This is a genomic window from Amycolatopsis sp. WAC 04169 (assembly GCF_003947535.1).
Taxonomy (GTDB): Bacteria; Actinomycetota; Actinomycetes; order Mycobacteriales; family Pseudonocardiaceae; genus Amycolatopsis; species Amycolatopsis keratiniphila.
In genome coordinates, this window is the sequence record NZ_QHJI01000063.1 from 1 (window position 1) to 654 (window position 654).

The following is a 654-nucleotide window of genomic DNA, read 5'->3' on the forward strand; positions in this document are numbered from 1 at the left end:
CCTGGACACGCTCTCCGAGGACCGGCTGCCGCTGCTGGCCCGGTACGCGGTGCACGACGTGGCCTTCCGCGTCGTCGGCACCGGCAGCGTCGGCACGCGGTCGTACGTCGTGCTGCTCCTGGACCACCGGGGCGAGCCGCTCGTGCTCCAGGTCAAGGAGGCCCGGCCCTCCGCGCTGCTGCCCCACCTGGAGGCCGCCGGGTTCGACGCCCCCGAGGCCGCGCACGAGGGCCGCCGGGTGGTCCTGGGGCAGAAGCGGATGCAGGTGGTCAGCGACATCCTGCTGGGCTGGACCTCGGTCGACGGGCGGCCCTTCCAGGTGCGCCAGTTCCGCAACCGCAAGGGCAGCGTCGACCCCGCGGCCCTGGCCGCCGACCAGCTCGACGACTACGGCCGCATGACCGGCGCCCTGCTGGCCCGCGCCCACGCGCACAGCGCCGACCCACGGCTGATCGCGGGCTACTGCGGCAAGAGCGGCGAGCTGGACGAGGCCGTGTCCGCCTTCGCCGTCGCCTACGCAGACCGTACCGAGGCGGACCACGCGGACCTGGTGGCCGCGGTGCGCGCGGGGAGGGTCGCGGCGGAGCTGGGGGTGTGAGGGGCGGCGGGGCCGCGCGGGCGGCTCCCGGTGCCGGAACCCCCTAGGCTGGTCGG

At 76.3% G+C, this 654-nt stretch carries 1 protein-coding gene; it reads left to right on the forward strand.

Translation table 11 applies throughout. From position 1 onward, the window contains the following. Positions 1-598 (forward strand): DUF2252 family protein (locus DMC61_RS41010; RefSeq protein ID WP_125695775.1); only part of this gene is annotated, 598 nt, incomplete at its 5' end. Positions 599-654: the final 56 nt, after the last annotated feature.